The organism is Bradyrhizobium sp. dw_411, assembly GCF_018449695.1.
GTDB lineage: Bacteria > Pseudomonadota > Alphaproteobacteria > Rhizobiales > Xanthobacteraceae > Bradyrhizobium.
The window spans coordinates 1-15146 of sequence record NZ_JAAVUY010000025.1; the positions used below are offsets into that span (position 1 = coordinate 1).

Sequence of the window (15146 nt, forward strand, 5' to 3'; positions counted from 1 at the left end):
TTACACCCTCGTCTGGTCACGCTGACCGGCCGCTGCCGCGACGGCTCGCCCGCCGAGCCGTCGCGGCTCCTCCCTCGGGATTATGTGGAGCGCGGCGATCCCGAAACCGCGGAAAACCTGCACTCAGACGACACCACTCCGCATAATCTCGCGCTATGCATAATCGGCCCGGCCGACATAGGCGCGGTGGCTCGGGGCGTTCTCGTTGGCCCGGTTGGTCTCGGGGACGAGGCGGACGTTCTTGGCCTGGAAGCTGAGCGTGACGATTTCGCCGATGAATGCGCCAGCTTCGTTCTTGGTGAAGGTGCCGATGTTCGCCATGGTAGTTCTCCTTGCTCTCTGTTTCCGAGCCGCGACCATCGCGGTCTCGATGGCGATCGACAGGCCGGAGGCGATCGGCGCTGCATCCGTCTTCGGACCGAAGCGTAGCGGAGGACGCCAGGCGGGCAACTTTCTTGTCTTGCGCGAGGAATGGCGGCGTAGCCGCCAGGGGAAGAAAGTTGAACGACGGCATTGCAGCTAGCCGATCGAGGCGCAGCCGTCGTTCGGCCAGATCAGGCCATCGTAGAGACCCGATGACCCGCGCTCGGCGTGACAGAGCCTTGCAAGGAGATTGAACCAGCGAGCGTGCGCCTCACCACGTAACATCTGGCGGTCACGGATAACGTCGTCGACGTCCGGCCGTTGCTCGCCTATCATCCGAACATAACCGACCGAGTGCGCCGTGCCGTCACGACGTCGGCCAGCCATCGGCGCGCTGGCATCCATTCGTCCGCGATGCGCGGCCCGTTCGACGGTCAATGCACGAACATCCAGCGACGCTCCATTGGACACAACTCTCGCGACGGGCGGCGAACTGCAACAGGTCGAGGTCAGGCCGCCTCGCCGGCCAACGCCTCAAGTTGACCGCGATGCTCAGCCGTCGAGCGGGACGTCGGCCAGCCGCAGCCAGGCGGTTGCGCCGAACACGATGGCGTCGACGACAGCGAAGACGTGCGTCCACGCCGCCGACGGCATTGTGAGTGCGGCAAGGCCGTGTGTCGCAGAGAATCCCGCGAACGTGGCCAAAAACGGTACAACCGAATCGAGACGTCTAATTGCTCGCTTTCTGGCTGACATGATCCGGATACCAGCCCGTGAATTTCACGGCGCCGACGAGCGCGGCCACGATCGCCAAAATGGCGAGGCGATGAGGAACGTTCGCCATGTATAGCAGGGCCAGCTCTGCCGCGACCATGACGGCGAAGGCGATGGCCCACGCACCGGTGATCACGTAGTTTGTCCGCGCAAACTCAGGACGAGCCTGGTCTTCGGCCGTGACCTGTTCTCGTGCATATTGCAGAGTAAAAGGTCGGCCGATCGCCATCGAGCCGAGCACGATCGCCAAGAGGCCCGTGTCGACGCACAACCGCACGCCGATGACGGACCAAGTCGGCGTACCGAATACAGCGTAGAGGGCGAGAGCACAGAATAGGGTTGCCGTACCAATCTCCAGAATCTTAGGAGAGCGGCCCGCTGTCATCACATCGCGAGCGATCAGCGCGATTGAAACGAGCGCGCCAACGACGAGGCCCTCGTTCGATCCAGCAAATCTATCAATGACGGCGAAAGCAATGAATGGCGCGAAGGCTAGCAAAATGCCCATGTCACGGCACCTCGATATTCTGGAGGGAGTTAAACCCGCGATTGGATAACCGCGAGAACCTTACCGCTTTCCGTCGACTTCCGTCAGCGAAACAGATGTGGTCAGACGCACCGCGGCTCATTGGCGATCCTATCGGTTGCGCCTCCGATGAAATCAGGCCTTCGGAATCCAGTTGCCGTGCAGCCCCTGCGGCACGCGTTGCGGCAAGCGGATCACGGCGACCGGGTCGGCATCAATGTGCGCCGCGTCGAGCAGCACCAGGTCGCTGGTCCGCTTCTCCTGATCGAAGGCATAGATTGCGAGATAGCCGTTATCCTCGCCGTTCCCGCCGCGCGGGATGAAGACGGCCTCGCCGGCGATCTTGTTGCCGAAATCATGGCGGACGACATCGCCGGTCTCGGTGTTCACCTTCATCATGGTGTTGAAGGTGGCTGAGGGCGGCTTGGCCAGCCGCAACGTGTCCGTCAGCGTCGGCAGGTAGACGAACCGTGTCGGCAGCGCGTCGAGCGCATCGTTGACACGCGGGAATTCGGTGACCATTCCTGCCACCTGCGCGTCGCTGACCTTGCGCGCCGCCAGGTCGATCGTCATCCGGTGCAGCGTCGGCGATTTCTGCGTCTGTTGGGCGTAGCCGAGCGCGAGGCTTTCGTGCTGAACGTAGTCGATGAAGATGTTACCGCCGCGCTCGAAAGCATTGGCGAAATGAAAGACAAAAAAAGGATCGGCGTCGAGCCATTGGGTGGTGCTACCGTCGAGCGCGATCAGACCGATGCGCGTGCCCATGCTCGGCCGCCATTGCAGGAACGATTGTCCCTGCTGGGCGGCCGCGCTGTCGAACACGGCCGGACAGACGAGCAGCACGATATAGCGTTCCGTCAGCACGAAATCGTGGATCATGGTCGGCGCGGCGAGCGCGACCGGAAAACTGTTCACCAGAGTGCCCGACGCGCCGATCTGGTGGATCTGGACGGTCGGCTCTGCATGCGAATAGTCGATCGCGAACAGCGCGCCGGTTGTCGGGTGGCGGCGATTATGCGCGCCGAGCTTGAGCGGTTTGTCGGTCCCCGCTTTCCATTCACCGATGGTGTCGAGGTCCCTGGTGATTTCGAAGCTTGTCGTCGACTCGTTGAGCGCGACCAGATGACCGCCATGTTGAATCACATTGATGAAGGCGCCGTTCTTGAACGGGCCCGGCGGATCGCCGGGGTGCAGCAGCTTCGAATCGATCGGCACCGGCTGCGCGAAGCTGCCGTAGATCGCGCGCCCGGCGCGCCGCTCGGCCGCAAGGCCGGGCGTCTGCACAAAGCGGTTGCGATAGCGGGCGCGGCCATTGTCGAAATAGACCGCGTGAATCATGCCGTCGCCATCCATGGGATAGGTGAAGGCAATGGGTTTGTAGAGCGGATTGGGACCGTTGCGCATGTACGCGCCGCTCAGGTCCGGCGGGATGCGTCCTGCGATCACGGGCAGATCGGCGGCGTCGATCTCGGGACCGATCGGAGCATAGTTGCCGCTGAGATGCGGATCGTCGGAGGTCCAGGTGATGGCCGCCGTTTCCAGCGCCATCGCCGGCTCAATGTCCGGCCCCAGAACCGCCGCCGCCGCGCCGGCAGCCAGAAAATGGTGGAAGTGTCGCCGTGTGATGCCATCAATCATCGTCGTTCTCCACTCTTCACGGTTTTCCTGGTTCGATCAGGCCGCGGTCAGCGCTGCTCCCGGGCTCGCACTACGATGGCTCAGCCACAGCAGCACAAATCCGATGAGTGGGATGAAAATGTCGGTCCAGAAGATGATGCCGGCATTGCCCGGTGCGAAATTGTGCGCGGTGACCATCTGATTGATGTGACCAACTGCCGCCCCGAGCGTGAAGATGCTAGGACCGAGCACGGCTGCGAGGCGCAGATCATAATTCCGGAAAGCCGCGAGCAGCCCGACGGCGGCGAAGCCCAGGCTCGCGGTTCCGACCTCGAACTGGAATGGACTGTCGGCCCAGCCGATGAAGCTGGCGGAGAGCTTTCCGAAGAAGACGTGCATGACAAAGTTATAGAAGTTGTCGATGCCGATGCTGAAGAACACGTACCAGGAAAGGAGCTTTTCGACGACAAATGGCCGGTCGACGGAAGATCCCGATCGTGCGATCGCAACAAGAGAGACGATCAGCCCGAGGACGAAGAAGCTCAGCGAATAGTTCGACATCACGAATGTGATGGTCGCTTTGATCAGATCAGCCAGCATCACACTTTACCTTCATCAAGCCGCGGGGCGCAGGGCACCGGAAGGGTGGTCTCGGGACAGCAATGAACGTCGTCTTGGGGCAAGCCGAAGCGTAATCGATGCGGCGCGTCATTCACTTCACCGAAGCCAAATATTTACGGTGGAAACATCCGTAGGGGCGAAGACGGCGGTTGTCAACCACAATATTTCCAGTGTAAATATTGTACATGGTCAAACGTACTGCGCGCGCCGTTTCGCGATATCATCACGGCGATCTCAAATCGGCCGCACTTTCAGCTGCGGAGAAGATTCTGGAGCGTGATGGGCTGCAGGCCGTGACACTGCGCGCGGTGGCACGGGCAGTCGGCGTTTCCCACACTGCGCCGAAGAATCATTTCGGCGATCTCATGGGACTGTTAAGTGAGATCGCCGCCGTCGGCTATCTGAGGTTTGCCGCAGCGCTTGCCGAAGCGGTCAACCCGACTTCGGGTCACGCTCGCGACCGGTTGAGAGCAATGGGATCGGCGTATGTCACATTCGCGAGAGCTCACCCGAATCTGTTTCTCCTGATGTTCCACAGCGAACGGCTGGACATGAAAAGGCCCTCGCTGTTGGCGGCGATTGACGAGTCGCGCCAGTCTTTACGAACGGCAGTCATTTCTTCAGCCGACGCCAGGCCGATGAACCCTGTTGAAGTGGCGGCGAGAGCAACAGCGTCCTGGTCCCTCGTGCATGGTCTAGCCATGCTGTTGCTCGACGGCCGTCTGAAGAACACGATGGCCTCCCTGCCAGGTGTTGACGTTGAAACCTTTCTTGAAACTGTCCTCGACGTTGCGCGTGTGGGCGACTGAGACTTATTCGACTTCAGCCATCGCAAACGGCGAACTCGCGCCGAACGTCGATGCGAATTCAACGTCGATACCCATCATGGCGTTCACTCCGTCTCGGCTCCGAATGGACGTGCCGGCGCCGAGGCTCGCCCGCATCAACACGTGCAAAGCCCGAGGCAGATGGCGGGGATCGCCCCGCCAATCAAGAATCCGGAAAGCGTCATGACCGGTACCCCGTCACTTTGGAAAGTGCTCGACATGGGTCTCGGCGGTTCGGCCGAAATAGACGACGCGGCGGCCCAGGAACGAGACGAGATATCCCGCGCAACCGGCGGCTTTCGCCTTCTCACAAAAAGCGACGTAGCTGTAGTCGGCGGTGTTCGTCTGCGCCCATCGCACCAGGCGCTCGACTTCGGTGGCATCGAAGGCAGCGGCGACGCTGCCGGCGGGGGGCTGCATATCCATCGTTACGCTGTCGCCGTCCGCCAGATAATAGGTCTGGCTGTTGCGGCGATAGTCGACCGTGTAGCCCTCGAAGCCGGCGGCAATCAGCTTGCCGACAATCTCCGGAAAGCTCAGGCTTCCATCGTGAGCAGCACGCAGGCAGGTTTCGGCAATAGAAATCCGTTCCGCGTCCATGGCGGCTTCCTTTCATTTCAAAATTGCGTGGCCGGCGGGTTCAGTCCACCGGGGTTGCTTTTAGCCCGCGCCGCTCGACGAGAACCCTCAGGATACGGTCGAGCGTTTCGTGCTCTTCCTTCGTCAACACGCCGAAGAATTCAGCATCATTCTCGTCGGCAAGCGATGCCAGTACCGGGATCTTGGCCCGCCCCTCTGTCGTCAGGGACAGGCTGTGAGCGCGCTTGTCCTGCTGGCTTTCCGCTCGCTTCACCAATCCTTTGGCTACCAACCTTTCCGCAAGTTTGCTGATAGCCCCCTTCGTCATACCCATTCTCTCGGCCAGAACTGACGGAGGTGTGGGCTCCAAATCGTAGAGCGCCCGCATGAACGCCCACTCCGCGACGGTGACATCTTCGCCCGATACCTTGCGCGCGAACTCCTGCGACACGGCGTTTGACACCATTCGCATCCAGTACCCCGTATGATCGGTCAGTTGCGAGGCTGAGGTCATGAGACACCGCTTGTTGACTAGGAAACTAACTCAAAGTGATTTCCTAGTCAACGACAATTTTGCAGAGTCGACATTCGTTGAATGCCAACCCTCTCTCACAACCATCAGCCTGGGATGTGTGCAAGTGTGAGCGGCCCGCCCCTCATTTTCCTGCTTAGCGCGAAGCGACAGGGAAGCGGCCGGCCTGCGAGCGGGTGGCGGTCGCCGGCGACTGGAAGCGCCGCACCAAGAAGCTTTTTGGGAGGCGATCCAGGTCGCCACCAGCCTCGGCGCCGAGGATCCGAAGCCGCTGTCTAACTGCGAAAGGTTGGTGCTGCGGGCGATTGCCTACTTCCGGCCGATCACCGGCGGCGAGTTCGGCCAGTTCTTCGGCAAGGAGATTTCTCACGACACCATCTGCGCTGAGACGACAGCGATTCTCAAAGAAGAACGGCGCCTATGGCGCCGACGTTTTCACACAGCCTGTCACGCGCCACCGTTGCCGAATTTCCAGACCGGGATGCCGAGCTTCTTCGCCTTGTCGGCGAGATTCTCTTGAATGCCGGTGCCGGGAAACACCAGGACACCGATCGGCAGCACGTCGAGCATCGCGTCGTTGCGCTTGAACGGAGCGGCCTTGGCGTGCCGCGTCCAGTCAGGCTTGAAGGCGATCTGTGGCACCTTGCGGTTGTCGGCCCATTTGGACGCGATCAGCTCGGCGCCTTTCGGCGATCCGCCGTGCAGCAGCACCATGTCGGCGTGTTTGATGCGGGTCTTGTCGAGCACGTCCCAGATCAGGCGGTAATCGTTGAAATCGAGTCCGCCGCTGAAGGCAACCTTCGGTCCGGGCGGCAGCATCACTTCGGTCTCGGCCCGGCGCTTGGCGGCGAGATAGTCGCGGCTGTCGATCATGGTCGCGGTGAGCGCGCGGTGGTTGACCATCGACCCGGACCGCGGGCGCCACGCCGTGTGGGTTCGCCGTTCGTAGTGATCGGCTGCATGGTCGCGAAAGAATTCCATTGCGTTGCGACGCTCACTGAGTGTCATGCCCTCGGCGATGAGCCGCTCCAGTTCGACCGAGCGCACCTCGGAGCCATCCTGTTCGCGCTGGCCACGCCTTTGCGCCTGCTCGTTGTCGTCGAGGTGACGTCCGATCCGCTCGGTTGCGCGATGGAAGAGATTGACGGTCGACCACAAGAGGTCGTCGAGGTCGGGTTCGAGCCGGGTGTCATCGAGGCTGACGATGAGGGCGTCGAAGATGTCGGCGACGGCGCCGGCGGCGATGCGCGGGTCTGGCAACGGACGCGGATCGGGTTCGTCTTGGAACGGGCGGTGACCGTAGAGCTGGAGTTCGGTCAGCAGGTGATCGGTCGGGGATGATGCCTGTGGCGGCTCGTAGCCGGTGATATCGTCGTCGGTCGTCATGGCGGCTTCCTTGTGCTCGGATCGGCCGCGCCCATCGCGGCCTTCGTGGCGACGAAAGCCGTCAAACGGGCCGGACCTGCACCGCGAAGCGGCCGGAGCACAGCGGAGGATGGTGGGGGCCGACTATTTTGTTTCGCGATGTAAAGGCGGGCTTGCCCGCCGACGGAAAATAGTCGGCCATCCGCCATTGCGGAGCCGGACCGTTTGACGGCTCGATCGCCCTCTCAGAAGGCCGGGGACGCGGACCTCTCCGACACGATGAGAAGCCAAGACCGAAGGCAGCTCATGATCGGAACGCCGCTTGCCTCATCCCGTCCTAGCCCTGACGTCCGGATGCAAGAATCGGCCAACGTCTTCCGGGACGATCTGCACACGCACCGCCGCCCTCAGCGCATCGATGCCGAGACGCCGCAGATCCTCGTTGAAGTCGTCGCAACGTGGCGACAGCGTGATCGCCTCGATCCCGGCCGCCTGTGCTCGCGCACTTAAGCTCTCCATCGCACTATCGCCCGCCGGATCGTCATCACGGACGATATAAAGCCGGCGCAGCGTTGCCGGAAACAGGATGGCGGCGAGATGCGCGGCCGAGAGCGCGGCATTCATCGGCAGGGTCGTCATGACGCAGCGGAGCGACAACATGGTCTCGATCCCCTCGCCCGCCGCCATCACGTCATCGGCGACGCCGAAGCGAACGGCATTGCCCAAGAGATGGCCCATCGCGCGCCGCGGCGTGTCGACTGGCGCCTTGTCGCAACCGGATGGATCGAGCCAGGTGCGATGCGCGCCGGTGATGTGGCCTTTGAGATCGGTGACAGCAGCGATCATCGCGGGCCAAGTCTGAGTCGGCGCGTCGGCATCGGGGCGATAGTAGCAGCGTGGGTGGAATCGCAATGCGCTGACGTCGTCCAGATGGGTGATACCACGGTGGCGCAAATAGAAATCGACGAGAGTGCCAGCGATCGGCCTCGATATCGCAATCAGCCGGCGGGCTGATTCCGGCGAGCCCACCGGCGCTGGCGATAAGCGCCCAGGAATTCCGGGCCTCGGCTCGGGCCGTGGTAAACTCAGGAAACGTCGTGCTTCCTTGGCCACGTCATGGAAATCGACCAAGCCGCAGCTTTCGCGGATGACGTCGAGCAGGTCGCCGTGCTGGCCGGTCGCCGCGTCGGTCCATTTTCCGGGACGGCGCTTGCCGGACGGGTCGCCGGAGAGCCGCACGAACATCGAGCGGCCCTTCGTATTCTTGGCGTCGCCGACCTGCCAGTAGTTTCCGACCCGGCACCCTTGGGAGAGATAATGTCGGCACACCGCCACGGCCTCGCACGCGAGCCGGTGCGCCAGCTCTGCCGCATCATGCGCCATGTCACGCCGCCGCCCGGTCGGCGATGCGGGCAATGGGGTAGCGCTCCACAATCTTGGCAAGGATCGCCGGCCCGGTCGCATCGACCGGAACGAAGAACCGCAGCTTCCAGGAGATGATCTCGCTGAAGAGACCATAGGCGCGGAGCCGGTCGCGCATGGTGTCGGTGAAGCCGGTCAGTTCGATTCGGTTGGCGCCCATCACACGGGCACGACGAAGTTGGAGCCCCTCGGCGAGATCGAGAATGGTCTTGCCATCCATCAGCGCGGTGAATGCGGTGTCCGGAGACAGCGTCGAAGTCCCCGACGCCAAAGCACTGGCGACCCAGGCCGGCGAGACCTTGCGGCCGATGATGCGCTCGCCGCTGTCGGTCTGGAGCCGATAGACCCGTGTCGACTCGTTCGGGAGACGCTTCCAGATCGGCAACAACAGACCGGCGACAATATGAATCTCGCTGTCTGTGAACGGCGAGACCTCCGCGACCTCAGACTGCCAGGCTCTGGCAAAACCTTCGCGGTCGGCTTCCTGCCAATGGGTCTGCGGCATCGCCGCCAATGGCATCGCTGTATGCTCCATCGGACGGATCAGACGCACGCGGCGTTCCACCTCGCCGTCGTCCAACATCACGCTACGTGCCGGCACCTGCACGGCGGCGCGGCCCGACTGGGTGTTGACCAATAGCAAGGCGCGCGGGTCGGACAGCCGTTCCAACGCCTCGTCGAGTGTCACCGGACGGTTGCGCTCGCGCTGGGTGACGGTCAGCAGACGGGTTTCGGCGGATGTGCCCGGATGAGTGTAGATCGTCTCGCGCGCGGAGACGGTAAAGCTCTCGGCCCGCAGCGTCTCCAGCCCGACATCGTAGGTGCCGGATGCGATCGCGCCTTCGATCCGCGCGGTCAGCAACTGCTCGAACGCCGTGAACAGGATGTTCTGCAAGTCGATGGTCAGCGCCAGGAGGCGATTGAGGAACGTGGTGATTGGCGGGAGATCGTCCTTGATGCCACCCGAGTCCGTCAGCTTCAATCCGGTCGCATCCTCGAATGCTTGAAGCGAACAGCCAGCGACCTTGCCGGTGACGAGCAGGACATAGAGCTGGCGCAAGGCCTCGCGCGCGTAATGACTTTCCAGATTGTCCTCGGCGCGGAACAGGCCCTGCCCGCCGGTCTGGCGCTGGCCTTTGGTGATGGCGCCCAGCGTGTCGAGACGCCGCGCGATGGTCGAGAGGAACCGCTTCTCGGCCTTCACGTTGGTTGCAATCGGCCGGAACAGCGGCGGCTGCGCCTGGTTGGTGCGGTTGGTCCGGCCCAGTCCCTGAATGGCCGCGTCGGCCTTCCACCCGGCCTCCAGGAGATAATGTATGCGGAGGCGGCGGTTCCTGGCCGAAAGCTCGGCATGATAGCTGCGCCCGGTGCCGCCGGCGTCCGAAAACACCAGGATACGCTTGAGGTCATCCATGAACGCCTGGGTCTCGGCGAGATTGGCGGACCCGGCACGGTTCTCGACCACGAGCCGATCGACGTAGTCTGCCCCGGTCTTGCGGACGATGCGCCGCGAACGGCCCGTCACCTCCGCCACCATGTTGGTGCCGAAGCGCTGGAAGATCTGGTCGAGCGCGCCGTGGACCGGTGATAGCGATGCTAATTTCTCGATCAGCCGATCGCGACGCGCGACAGCGTCCCGACATTGCACCGGCTGGCCGTCGCGGAACACCGGCCGCGATGACAGATCACCCTCGCTGGTCGTGAACGGCTCATAGAGCTGTGTCGGGAAGGAGTGCGCGAGATAATCCAGCACGTATTCGCGCGGCGTGATGTCGACCTGGACGTCGCCCCACTCCTCGGTCGGAATCTCGGCGAGGCGCCGCTCCATCAGCGCCTCGCCGGTCGAGACGATCTGGATCACGGCGGCATGGCCGGCTTTGAGATCGCGCTCGACGGAAGCAATCAGCGACGGCGTCTTCATCGCGGTAACGAGATGATTGAAGAAGCGCTGCTTCGCGCTCTCGAACGCCGACCGCGCGGCCGACTTGGCCTGCGCGTTCAGCGTGCCCGTGGCGCCGGTGATGTTGGCGGCCTTCATCGCGGCGTCGAGGTTGTTATGGATGACGCTGAAGGCGCCGGCATAGGCGTCGTAGATGCGGATCTGCTCGTCGGTGAGTTTGTGCTCGACCAGTTCGTATTCGACGCCGTCATAGGAGAGTGAGCGGGCCGCATAGAGACCGAGCGCCTTGAGATCGCGCGCCAGCACCTCCATCGCGGCGACGCCGCCGGCCTCGATCGCCTCGACGAACTCGGCCCGCGTCGCAAACGGAAAGTCCTCGCCGCCCCAGAGCCCGAGGCGCTGGGCATAGGCGAGATTGTGCACCGTGGTCGCGCCGGTCGCCGAAACATAGACCACGCGCGCGTTCGGCAACGCATGTTGCAAGCGAAGTCCGGCGCGGCCCTGCTGGGAGGCGGCGATATCGCCGCGTTCACCCTTCCCGCCTCCGGCATTTTGCATCGCGTGAGACTCGTCGAAGATGATGACGCCGTCGAAGTCGACGCCCAACCATTCCACGATCTGTTTGACCCGCGATACCTTCTCGTCACGCGCGTCGGAGCGTAGCGTGGCATAGGTGGTAAAAAGGACGCCCTGCTCCAGACGGATCGGCGTGCCCTGGCGAAAGCGCGACAGCGGGGTGATCAGCAAGCGCTCCATGCCAAGCGCCGACCAGTCCCGCTGGGCATCCTCGATCAGCTTGTCGGATTTGGAGATCCAGACCGCACGGCGGCGGCCCTTCAGCCAGTTGTCGAGCAGGATGCCCGCGGCTTGCCGGCCCTTGCCGGCGCCGGTGCCGTCGCCCAGGAACCAGCCGCACCGAAAACGCACCGCATGTTCGGCATCGTCGGACGCGGCCGAGACGACGTCGAAGGTTTCGTCGACCGTCCACGACCCGGCGAGGAAACGGAAATGCGCCTCGCCGGCATAAATCACGGATTCAAGCTGGGCATCGGACAGCAATCCGTCCGACACGGTGTTCGGCAGAACATGCGGCCGATAGCTCGGCTGCGGCGGCGCGACCGACGCCATCGCTGCCGATTGCACGAGTTTGGTCGGATGCGCGCACGCGCCGGGAATGCGGATCGATTGGAGACCGTATTCCTCATACAGTGCATCGCTGATGCTGCCGCCCTCGACTGGTTTCCAATCGATGACCTCGTAGGCAAGCTCGATTGCTTCGGGTTCAGGAGCCGTCGCCGGAATGGAGGAAGCGCGCGAGACGACGGGTCGCGATGTACGGGTAGCTGCCGATTGGACAGTGATCGGGTTGGCCAGCGAGGCCGTGATCGGCAGCCGCGGCGGCACGCGATCGGCGATCCAGCCGAGCAGCGTGGCAACGTCAGGCGCCAGACCGGGTGAATCTGGAAACGCGGTCGGATCGTCGGCTGCGCGCTTGTCGATCACGGTCAGGCGCGTATCCATGGTCGTGCCGTGCCTGGCATAGATCGCCCCGTCGATCGCGGCCGAGAACACGATCCTCCCCCGCTCCTGCAAGCCGACGAACGCGTCGCGCCACACCGGATTATCCGGTGCGCAGTTCGCTCCGGTGATCGTGACCAGACGACCGCCATCGGCGAGCCGCGCCAGCGCCGACCAGATATGACGCAGTGCCGCGTCGGCCATACGGCGATCGACATGCGCGACCGCCGAAAATGGTGGGTTCATCAGCACGACGCTCGGCGTGATGCCGGCGTCGAGATGATCGTCGATATGCGCCGCATCGAAGCGGGTGACGGGAACGGCAGGAAAGAGCAGTGAGAGAAGCGAGACGCGCGCATCGGCGAGTTCGTTGAGCACGAACGACGCGCCTGACAATTCCGCGAGAATGGCAAGCAAGCCTGTACCAGCCGACGGTTCGAGCACGATGTCGGAGGGCGTGATCGCGGCCGCGACTGAGGCTGCAAGACCAAGCGGGATCGGAGTCGAAAACTGCTGAAACGCCTCGCTCTCTTCCGATCGCCGCGTATGGGTGGGAAGAAGGCCCGCAACCTTCGCCAGCATCGGCAGCATGGCGGGCGGCGATGCGGCATGCGCCCGCATCGCTGGACCGAATTTGCCGATGAACAAGATTGTCGCCGCCTCGCAGGCGTCGTAGGCGGTCTTCCAGTCCCAAGCACCACCGGCATCGGAACCGGCGAAGGCGGATTCCATCGCCGCGCGCAGGCTGGCGGCGTCGACACGACGGCCAAATTCGAGATGGGGCAGGATCAGTCGCGCGGCCGCAACGATACGAGCGGCAGGATTGGCATTGTCAAACATATCGGTCTCCTGAAATGGAAAAGCCCGGCGTGTCCCTGTCGCTGTAGGGGCCGGGCATGTGATGGGATGCGGTGAGATGGAGAGATGCGGAGCGGCTGTCGCCGCCCCGCGTGCGTCAATTATTCAGCCGCGACGACGTGCGGCTGATCTTCATCGGCGTGGGCCAGGACTTCGTCGTCACCGGTGAGATACGCGGGCAACGATTCCGCTTCACCGGCCGCCGCATCGGCCACAACTTCGGCATCGGCGGAACGCAGCGGCTCGGGCAGCCAGCCGGTGCCCTCCAGCAGGCGCTCGGCCTCGCGCGCCATATCGCCCTTCTTGAGGTGATCGATGAGCTGCACGGACGGTTCGCCCTTGGCCTCGCGCACCGCTTCGAGAATGCGGGGCTTGGTGACGCGGCCGAGATAGTTGTCGACGCCGGTCTTCCAGCCCGCCGCCGCCATGTCGAGACCGACGGCGCGCGCCAGGACATCCGCCTGATCGAGTCTGCGGCGAACGCCATGCGCGGAGACGCGGCCCTCATTATATCGGTTGGCCGGCTCGTAGAGAGCGTTGACACTGAGCGCGGCGCAATGGGCAAGCAACGAGGTCTGTTCGGCCTCGTCGAACGCCATCAGTGCGTCCCAGAGCCCGCCGTCCTCCTTCGGCAATCGTGCCTTCCACGCATCGTGACGCGCATCAATCGCCTTGGTGGAGGCGCAGTCGTTCAGTCCCGGCGCCTGGGCGGGAAGCGTCGGGGAGCGCACCGCGATTTCCAGACAACCGCTCGATGTTGCGAAGCGATAGAACGTCGCCAGCACGAAACTATGCAACACCGCCACGAATGCCACCGACGGGTGGGTGGCCAAGGCATCGCGTAATGCCAACGTCCGATGCGCGGTCAGGTCGGTCATGAGCCGGTCCGGCAACGGCTTGATCGCGTCGTCCTCGTCATATTCCGGTTCGGCCGGCGCGCCGCCGACCGTGATGATGGCGCGTTGGACCGCCACCTCGGCCTCGTCACCGTCAGCGTTTTCACCGCCAACTTCGGGTGCCGCTTCGACGTCAACGCCGAGAGGCGCTTCGTCCTCTCGCCGCACATAGCCGCGGTCGACTGACAGCGCGCCTTCGTCATCGACGCTGATGAAGACGCCTGCGCGCGCGATATCGGCCGGATCGTAGATCACCGGCCGGGCGTCGAAGGCGGACAGCGCCGCCTCGATCTCGCCGAGCCGTTGATCGATCTCGTCCGGCAGTTCGTCGGCTTCGGCGTAGTCGGCCTCAAGCTTGTCGTATTCGGCCTTCAACGCCTCGATCGACGCACGTTCGTCGTCGGTCAGATCTGCCGGTAGACCCTCCAGTTCGCGCAGGCCGTCGGTGTGGTCATAGGGGAAATTGACCGCCACCGCGATCCACTTCCAGCCTTCAGCCCCAATGATTTCTGCCTGCGCCGTCAGCTTCTCGGTGACGAGGCGATCGAGCAACGGCACATCCTGCAGCCACCCGCCGTCATCGTGTTCGAACAGGTCGCGCATGACGGCGCCGCCGGCCTGCTCATAGACGTCGAGCCCGATGAATTGGGCGCGACGGTCGGAGGCGCGGACGGTGTTCTCCGTCAACATCCGTCGGATCTGGTACGGCTCGTCAAGTTGGGAGCGGCTGGCATTGTCCCAGACCTGCTCCTGTCGCGCGTGATCCCCAGTGACCGAAAACGCCATCAACTGTTCGAGCGTCATGCCGTCCTCGGCATAGACCTCGTGCAGCTTCGGGGATACCGATGCCAGCCGCAGACGTTGCTTGACGATCGCCGGCGACACGAAGTGCCGGGCGGCGATGTCGTCCTCGCTCATGCCGCCATCACGCAGCAGCTTGAACGTGCGGAACTGGTCGAGCGGATGCAGACCGACCCGCTCGTCGTTCTCGGCCAGGGAATCATCCTCGGCGAGACCCTCGTCGCGGATCACGCAAGGCACAAGCTGCGTCTTCGCCATGCGCTTCTGCTTCACCAGCAGTTCGAGGGCGCGATAGCGACGGCCGCCGGCCGGCACCTCGAACATGCCGGTCTCCTTGCCGTCTTCGTCGAGGACCGCCCGGACGCTCAGGCTTTGCAACAACGTGCGAAGCGCGATGCTCTCCGCCAATTGCTCGATCGAGACGCCCGCCTTGACGCGGCGGACGTTGGACTGGCTCAACACCAGCTTGTTGAAGGGAATGTCACGCGAGGGACTGAGTTTGATTTTCTGAACGGCTGTAGCCATGTCGGTCACTCCACGACGGGCG

At 63.4% G+C, this 15146-nt stretch carries 12 protein-coding genes and 1 pseudogene; 1 reads left to right on the top strand and 12 read right to left on the bottom strand.

The window, feature by feature from the left end; all coding sequences use genetic code 11:
• Window positions 1-162 precede the first annotated feature (162 nt).
• The 5 genes and pseudogenes from HB676_RS30555 to HB676_RS30575 form a co-directional block, all read right to left on the bottom strand.
• Window positions 163-321 (bottom strand): annotated as a pseudogene (locus tag HB676_RS30555) (DUF736 family protein); the annotation flags it as partial.
• A 198-nt stretch (window positions 322-519) separates the two neighbouring features.
• A complete protein-coding gene (locus HB676_RS30560; RefSeq protein WP_213742219.1) occupies window positions 520-750 on the bottom strand; it encodes a hypothetical protein in 231 nt (76 codons plus the stop codon).
• A gap of 343 nt (window positions 751-1093) precedes the next feature.
• Window positions 1094-1645 (bottom strand): hypothetical protein, encoded by a 552-nt coding sequence (locus HB676_RS30565; RefSeq protein ID WP_213742220.1) that lies wholly within the window; start codon window positions 1643-1645, stop codon window positions 1094-1096.
• 153 nt (window positions 1646-1798) lie between these two features.
• Window positions 1799-3301: a carotenoid oxygenase family protein gene (locus HB676_RS30570; protein WP_213742267.1), complete on the bottom strand. Its 1503-nt coding sequence runs from the start codon at window positions 3299-3301 to the stop codon at window positions 1799-1801.
• Between the two features lie 36 nt (window positions 3302-3337).
• A complete protein-coding gene (locus tag HB676_RS30575) occupies window positions 3338-3880 on the bottom strand; it encodes a DUF6790 family protein (protein ID WP_346347459.1) in 543 nt (180 codons plus the stop codon).
• Window positions 3881-4086: 206 nt separating this feature from the next.
• Here HB676_RS30575 and HB676_RS30580 point away from each other — a divergent pair, with 206 nt between their 5' ends.
• Window positions 4087-4710, top strand: a complete 624-nt coding sequence (locus HB676_RS30580) for a WHG domain-containing protein (protein ID WP_213742221.1) — start codon at window positions 4087-4089, stop codon at window positions 4708-4710.
• Between the two features lie 216 nt (window positions 4711-4926).
• On the opposite strand, the gene HB676_RS30585 is transcribed toward HB676_RS30580, so the two are convergent.
• The 7 genes from HB676_RS30585 to HB676_RS30615 form a co-directional block, all read right to left on the bottom strand.
• A complete protein-coding gene (locus tag HB676_RS30585) occupies window positions 4927-5328 on the bottom strand; it encodes a DUF1398 family protein (protein WP_213742222.1) in 402 nt (133 codons plus the stop codon).
• 40 nt (window positions 5329-5368) lie between these two features.
• Window positions 5369-5821, bottom strand: a complete 453-nt coding sequence (locus tag HB676_RS30590) for a MarR family transcriptional regulator (protein WP_213742223.1) — start codon at window positions 5819-5821, stop codon at window positions 5369-5371.
• Between the two features lie 154 nt (window positions 5822-5975).
• Window positions 5976-6209: a hypothetical protein gene (locus HB676_RS30595; protein WP_213742224.1), complete on the bottom strand. Its 234-nt coding sequence runs from the start codon at window positions 6207-6209 to the stop codon at window positions 5976-5978.
• Window positions 6210-6286: 77 nt separating this feature from the next.
• Window positions 6287-7225, bottom strand: coding sequence for a DUF2493 domain-containing protein (locus tag HB676_RS30600; RefSeq protein WP_213742225.1), 939 nt, complete (start codon window positions 7223-7225; stop codon window positions 6287-6289).
• 306 nt (window positions 7226-7531) lie between these two features.
• Window positions 7532-8587 carry a toprim domain-containing protein gene (locus HB676_RS30605; protein ID WP_213742226.1) on the bottom strand — a complete coding sequence of 352 codons (1056 nt, stop codon included), beginning with the start codon at window positions 8585-8587 and terminating at the stop codon, window positions 7532-7534.
• A 1-nt stretch (window position 8588) separates the two neighbouring features.
• Window positions 8589-12884 (bottom strand): strawberry notch-like NTP hydrolase domain-containing protein, encoded by a 4296-nt coding sequence (locus tag HB676_RS30610; protein ID WP_213742227.1) that lies wholly within the window; start codon window positions 12882-12884, stop codon window positions 8589-8591.
• A gap of 119 nt (window positions 12885-13003) precedes the next feature.
• Window positions 13004-15124, bottom strand: coding sequence for a ParB/RepB/Spo0J family partition protein (locus HB676_RS30615; protein ID WP_213742228.1), 2121 nt, complete (start codon window positions 15122-15124; stop codon window positions 13004-13006).
• Window positions 15125-15146: the final 22 nt, after the last annotated feature.

Coding starts and splice junctions, on each gene's coding strand:
- HB676_RS30570 (WP_213742267.1), bottom strand. CDS start 3,301: ATGATTGATGGCATCACACGGCGACACTTCCACCATTTTCTGGCTGCC.
- HB676_RS30575 (WP_346347459.1), bottom strand. CDS start 3,880: ATGCTGGCTGATCTGATCAAAGCGACCATCACATTCGTGATGTCGAAC.
- HB676_RS30610 (WP_213742227.1), bottom strand. CDS start 12,884: ATGTTTGACAATGCCAATCCTGCCGCTCGTATCGTTGCGGCCGCGCGA.
- HB676_RS30580 (WP_213742221.1), top strand. CDS start 4,087: ATGGTCAAACGTACTGCGCGCGCCGTTTCGCGATATCATCACGGCGAT.
- HB676_RS30560 (WP_213742219.1), bottom strand. CDS start 750: ATGGCTGGCCGACGTCGTGACGGCACGGCGCACTCGGTCGGTTATGTT.
- HB676_RS30590 (WP_213742223.1), bottom strand. CDS start 5,821: ATGACCTCAGCCTCGCAACTGACCGATCATACGGGGTACTGGATGCGA.
- HB676_RS30605 (WP_213742226.1), bottom strand. CDS start 8,587: ATGGCGCATGATGCGGCAGAGCTGGCGCACCGGCTCGCGTGCGAGGCC.
- HB676_RS30565 (WP_213742220.1), bottom strand. CDS start 1,645: ATGGGCATTTTGCTAGCCTTCGCGCCATTCATTGCTTTCGCCGTCATT.
- HB676_RS30585 (WP_213742222.1), bottom strand. CDS start 5,328: ATGGACGCGGAACGGATTTCTATTGCCGAAACCTGCCTGCGTGCTGCT.
- HB676_RS30600 (WP_213742225.1), bottom strand. CDS start 7,225: ATGACGACCGACGACGATATCACCGGCTACGAGCCGCCACAGGCATCA.
- HB676_RS30615 (WP_213742228.1), bottom strand. CDS start 15,124: ATGGCTACAGCCGTTCAGAAAATCAAACTCAGTCCCTCGCGTGACATT.